At 39.7% G+C, this 6,388-nt stretch carries 3 protein-coding genes and 2 pseudogenes; all 5 read left to right on the top strand.

Features of this window, described 5'->3' with window-relative positions; translation table 11 throughout:
* Positions 1 to 2,898: pseudogene (ataA, locus tag F895_RS03805) on the top strand (trimeric autotransporter adhesin AtaA); the annotation flags it as partial.
* A gap of 64 nt (positions 2,899 to 2,962) precedes the next feature.
* Positions 2,963 to 3,757, top strand: coding sequence for a trimeric autotransporter adhesin/peptidogylcan-associated protein TpgA (tpgA, locus tag F895_RS03810; protein ID WP_005243301.1), 795 nt, complete (start codon positions 2,963 to 2,965; stop codon positions 3,755 to 3,757).
* Between the two features lie 450 nt (positions 3,758 to 4,207).
* Complete coding sequence (locus tag F895_RS03815; protein ID WP_005243300.1) at positions 4,208 to 4,408, top strand: hypothetical protein; 201 nt, start codon at positions 4,208 to 4,210, stop codon at positions 4,406 to 4,408.
* A 237-nt stretch (positions 4,409 to 4,645) separates the two neighbouring features.
* The gene (locus tag F895_RS03820) at positions 4,646 to 5,884 is read left to right on the top strand and encodes a putative solute-binding protein (RefSeq protein ID WP_005243299.1); all 1,239 of its coding nucleotides are present in this window, start codon (positions 4,646 to 4,648) and stop codon (positions 5,882 to 5,884) included.
* Between the two features lie 91 nt (positions 5,885 to 5,975).
* A pseudogene (locus F895_RS20345) lies at positions 5,976 to 6,354 on the top strand (SMI1/KNR4 family protein).
* Positions 6,355 to 6,388 lie beyond the last annotated feature (34 nt).

Raw genomic sequence — 6,388 nt, 5'->3', positions numbered from 1 at the left:
TATCAAGTCGCGACTGCAAAAGACGTGAACTTCGATAAAGTGACTGTAGGCAGTGTGGTGGTTGATAAAGCGACCAATACGATTAACGGTTTAAGTAACAAGACTTGGAACGGTACAGCGGTATCAGGTCAGGCAGCGACAGAAGATCAATTGGCAGCAGTGGATAGCAAGTTAGGTGGTTTGGATGATGCAGCGGTTAAATACGATGACCCAACGACCAAAGACAAAATCACATTAGCTGGAGTAGGTGGCACAACGATCACTAACGTGAAAGCAGGTGCGGTAAACTCAACTTCGACTGATGCAATCAACGGCAGCCAGTTACACGGTGTCGCGGATAGCGTCAAGAATGCAATTGGTGGTTCAACTACAATTGATGCAACCACAGGTGCGATCACGACCAGTAACATTGGTGGCACAGGTTCGAACACCATTGATGGTGCAATCACCAGCGTTAAAGATGCTGCAACCAAAGCGAAAACAACCGTTACAGCGGGTGATAACGTGGTTGTAACCCCAACGACCAATGCTGATGGTTCAAGCAACTATCAAGTCGCGACTGCAAAAGACGTGAACTTCGATAAAGTCACTGTAGGCAGTGTAGTGGTTGATAAGGCAAGCAATACCATTGAAGGCCTGAGCAATAAAGACATTACAGCCAGTGATTTTGCAACCAAAGGCAGAGCGGCAACTGAAGAGCAATTGAAAGTTGCAATCAGTAGCAATATCACTGAAGTTGTTGATGGTAATGGCAACAAAGTCAATATCATTGACCAAATTGTAAATACCAAACCAGACAACAAAAACCAAGATTCATTGTTCTTAACCTACGATAAGCAAGGCCAAGAAACCACAGATCGCCTGACGATTGGACAAACGGTTCAGAAGATGAATACCGACGGGATTAAGTTCTTCCATACCAATGCCGATACCTCAAAAGGTGATCTAGGGGCAACCAATGACTCAAGTGCTGGTGGTCTCAACTCTACAGCGATTGGCGTAAATGCAATTGTTTCAACAGGCGCAGACAGTGCAGTGGCTTTAGGTCACAGCAGTAAAGCTGGAGGCAAAGAGTCTATTGCAATTGGTAAAGGCGCCGAAGCAACAGGCCTGCAATCTATCAGTATTGGTACGGGTAACAAAGTGAAAGGTGATCACTCAGGTGCGATTGGTGATCCAACGATTGTGGATGGTGCAAACAGTTATTCTGTAGGTAATAACAATCAGGTACTGACAGATGATACCTTTGTACTTGGTAACAATGTGACCAAAACAGTGGCTGGCTCAGTTGTATTAGGGAGTGGTTCTGCTGCAACAACTGGTGCTGGTGTTGCAGGTTATGCATTGTCCGCTGTGACAGGCGCAGACAAAGCGGCCATTGATAAGACGACATCAACGACAGGTGCGGTTGCAGTTGGTGATGCTGCAAATGGAATTTATCGCCAGATCACAGGTGTTGCGGCAGGTAGTGCAGATGCAGATGCCGTGAACGTTGCACAATTGAAAGCGGTAGGCAATCAAGTTGTAACTACACAGAACACACTTGTGAATAGCTTGGGTGGTAATGCTACGGTCAATGCCGATGGCACCATTACCGGACCGACTTATAATGTGGCTCAAGGGAAACAGACTAATGTTGGTGATGCATTAACGGCACTCGACAAAGCCATTGGCACGGTAGGAACAACCTCTAAAACGACGGTGACCAATGGTCAGAATATTGTTGTGAATAAGAGCAAGAATGCAGACGGTTCAGATAACTATGAGGTTGCTACAGCCAAAGACTTAACGGTTGATTCTGTGACAGCAGGCAATACGGTTCTGAATAATGCTGGAATCAACATCGGTAACAATGCAGTTGTGTTGAACAATACTGGTTTAATCATTGCAGGTGGTCCAAGTGTCACGACCCAAGGGATCAATGCTGGGAATAAACAGATCAGCAATGTTGCAGCGGGTACCAATGCAACAGATGCCGTGAACAAGGGCCAATTGGATAGTGCAATTAGCAATGTGAATAACAATGTGAATGAGCTTTCCAATAATGCAGTGAAATACGACGATGCATCAAAAGACAAGATCACACTGGGTGGTACTAATGGAACAACCATTACCAATGTGAAAGACGGTAATATTGCTCAAGGCTCTAAAGATGCGGTGAATGGTGGGCAAGTTGCGCAAATCAGAGATGATTTGCAAGGGCAAATTACTAACAATACCAATAATATTAATAACATTAAAAATGATATTAATAATGGTACGGTGGGTCTGGTTAAACAGGCAAATAGTAGTGCTGAAGTTACCGTTGCCAAAGATACTGGCGGTACTAAAGTTAATGTTGCTGGTACCGATGGTAATCGTGTTGTCACTGGTGTTAAAGATGGTGCAATCAATAAAACATCTACAGATGCAATCAATGGCTCTCAATTAAATGCAACAAATCAAAAAGTTGTTGAGTTCTTAGGTGGCGGTGCTGGTTATGACAACATTACCAATAGCTTTACCAATCCAACGTATAACGTAGGCGGTAAGGACTATAACAATGTGGGTGGAGCAGTTGATGCATTGAATAAGGCAGATCAGGCATTGAATAGCAAAATTGACAATGTAAGTAATCGTCTTGAACAAGCCTTCTACTCGACTAATCAACGTATTGATGATGTAGAGAAAAAGGCCAATGCAGGTATTGCTGCGGCAATGGCACTGGAAGCAGCGCCATACATTGCAGGTAAATATACTTACTCAGCAGGTGCTTCTTATCATGGTGGTGAAAATGCAGTCGGCGTCACCTTACGTAAAACTGCAGATAATGGTCGTTGGTCAATCACAGGGGGGGTAGCTGCTGCATCTCAAGGTGATCCAAGTGTACGTATCGGTATCAGTGGCGTAATTGACTAAGGGTTCATTATTCAGGAGAGCCTTTAGGCTCTCCTCATCTCCAATAGATAAAGAGAGTTAAAATATGAAAAATATGATGATAAAAGTATTGCTTGTTGGGCTCGTTTCAAGTTTACCGATGATGGCATTTGCAGCAAGTGATGAGGCTGTGGTTCAACAAGAAGAAATCAAATTTCCAGCGGTTGAAAAGAGCTACCTGAAGCAAGTAAATCGTTATGAATATGATAATGTTGCTCGTTTGGGAACTGGTTTAACCAAGGATCAAATCCGGCATATCTTGGGCAATCCTCAATTTAGCGAAGGTATATTTTTTGTCAAAACCTGGAATTATGTACTAGATATTCGTCAACCAAATAGCCAAGACTATTTGCGTTGTCAGTTGCGTATAGATTTTGATAAAAAATCATTGTCAGAGCGTTTGTCGTGGAAAGGCGAAGCGTGTGAGGGTTTAATGGCTTGGGGGGCAAATAATCAAGTTCCAGCAGATACCAATTTAAATAGCTTACGCTCATCAAGTGTATTTTTTGCATTCGATCGATCAAATGCAAATGCAATTGAACAAGGTTCAAGCTCAGTTGCAGCAATTGCTCAACGCATTAAGCAAGCACCATCGAATAGTCCTGTGATTGTTGCTGGCTTTGCAGATCCTTTAGGTAAATTTGCTTATAACCATCAACTATCGGCGCAACGAGCCAATACCGTTGCTAAGCTATTGGTGAATGAAGGGATTGATGCAAATCGAATTCAAATTCAAGCCAATAGCCAAACTGATTTATACCAGCAGTGTGCTGGACATAAGGCCAATCGCCAACTTGTTGGGTGCTTAGCTCCAAATCGACGTGTTAACGTGAGTTGGTAATCCATCTTCATTCAAAATGGCTCCTTTAAAGGAGCCATTTTTATACAGATAGAAATTTATTAAAAATTATTATTTTTCAATCATATATTGATTATTTTTACAATTGGTCAAGAATTCTAATCCAGAGTTTAGTAAGAACTGAGATATAAGAATCGCTAAATATTTAATATTGTTGATTTTTATTTATATAATTTACTTTTTTAGAGTAGCTCCCATAAATGGTCATTTATGTGAACTGTCTGACAAAAGATACGGAATCGTTTAAAAAATAGTCTAAAATATTGGCTGTGAGCTAACATCTTCAGATGTCAGTTTCATGTATTTAAATAATTTAAATGAGTATTTTTTGCTGATGAGTAGTCGCGATTAAACTGCTATTCAAGATGATATGAACTTATCGAACTAATCAAGATACTCAGTATTTGCAAACTTTTCAAAGAGGGTAGAACCATGTTGGAATCAAAGAAACTGATTGTGCTTGATCAGATGCTAATCTTAACCAAAGAAGGTAAACATGACTTGGTTTATGAAAATAATACTTTACTTAAAGTAAAAATGATTTCGAATCAGCATATCGTGGTGGAAGATGATCACCAAACTAGTTTTCTATTAAAGCGACAAGATGAAAACGTAATTTGGTCATTTATTTAAGGAAAGAATGACCCGCATTTAAATGTTGAAAAACTATTAAAAATATAGATTATTCAAATGCTTGTTTGTATATGTGTTTATATCCTATGGATGCATTCATTTTTATAAAATGAGTAATGGTTCTAACTTTGACCGAATTGACACCATCCAAATAAAATCAGTCAATTCTATTTTTATGCGTTGTTCTTACATTGGATAAAGACTATTGGGAAATAGCTCGCTAAGGATGGACTAACAATGCAAAATAATAAATTCACACAGGTTTTAAGGCCGATTCTGCTGTCATCTATTATGGCTTCATCATTAGGCATTATGAATACAAGCTATGCGGCATCTGAGGGAAAATTGGATTTAAGCCTTTCCCCTCATTCACAAAACAAAGTTAAGCAATTATTGAATGATCCTAAGACTTGGCAGCAGATTCCAAAACAAGTCACGCTCTGTGTATTTTCTCCGAATGGTGAACATAGCGAAGCGTTTGAGCAAGCGACCAGTTATATTACCGAAATTCCAAGTATCGTTCGTGTCGCCAAACAATTTGGGGTCAATATGAACGTGACGCGCCCTTCGCATTTACAATTCAAATTAGATTTTGATTATCCAAAACTAAAAAAACAGGCATCGACCGTGGTTAATCTCAAGGTGTATACCAATGAGGCGGTGTTGACGGAGGATTTCCGTAGTAAGCGCTGTGATGGTGCAGGGATTAGCAACTTACGTGCAAAACAGTTTAATAAATTTGTTGGCAGTGTAGATGCCATTGGTGCCGTGCAGACTTATAAACAATTGAGTTCTGTGATTCAGGTTTTGGCCAACCCAAAATTTGATGACAAGATGATAAATAAAGATTATGAAGTGGTTGGGATTGTTCCTTTAGGGGCAGCTTATATTATGGTTACTGACCGTAATATCAATACTTTGGCCAAGGCTGCAGGCAAGAAGGTTGCAGTGTTCCAGTTTGATGAAACCCAAAAGAAATTAGTACAGAATGTGGGAGCACAACCTGTCTCTGTGGATTTGGTAAGTGTGGGGGGAAAATTTAATAATAAAGAGGTTGATATCATGGCAGGTCCAGCCATTTTGTTTGAACCACTTGAATTACAAAAAGGCATGACCGATAAATCAGGGAAAGCAGTTGGAGGAATTATCAAGTTTCCTGTGATACAAGTGACAGGGACATTGATTATGCAGCGCAATAAGTTTCCAGCAGGCATGGGATCAATTGCACGAGAAGTGATTTCAAAACAGTTGAATCCAGCTTTTGAGTTTGTTGACAAGATAGAAGCAAAGATTCCAGATAAATTCTGGATGAACTTAAATGAAAGTGACAAACCTGGTTATGTTCGTTTGATGCGTGAAGCACGGATTCAAATGACCAAAGAAGGCTTCTATGATAAAGATATGATGCGGTTGTTGAAGCAGGTTCGTTGTTCTCAAGACCCAAGCAATTATGAATGTGCTTTAAAGGATGAATGAGTTTTAGGCACTATTGCAGCATAGAAAAGAGAATCGTGGAAATACTAGGATTAAGTTATAAGCTTGGTATTTCCAACTTAAAAATAAATTTATAAAACAATATGTTAAGCTAAATAAACTAACAACATGGTAACAGATTTTAGCTTTTGAATATAAGTATCAAGTGAAGCTATCAGCAATTTTAAGCACCTACTCTTTAGAACTCAATGGGTTCGTCGTATTTTACATTTTTGTCGCTGGCAGAATTCCAATCAGTAGAAAGTACTTCAAACTACTATGATAGAGACAAGTTTTCATATCCGAACTGTTTTGTATTTTCGGATGATCTAGTGTGGTGTTGGGGGATGCGGTACAACTTGATCAGATTGGTTCAGATGGTGCTGTATATCAGGTGACTGGGGTGAAAAAATAAAAATTCATTTACAGCATTTTTGCAGCAATATTTAATGGATAGCGCTGAATTATTATAAAAATATTGAGAAAACTTAATTGAGTTATTTAAAA

The sequence above is a fragment of the Acinetobacter sp. CIP 64.2 genome, from assembly GCF_000369645.1.
Lineage (GTDB): Bacteria > Pseudomonadota > Gammaproteobacteria > Pseudomonadales > Moraxellaceae > Acinetobacter.
This window is presented reverse-complemented; position numbering and strand designations above follow the sequence as displayed.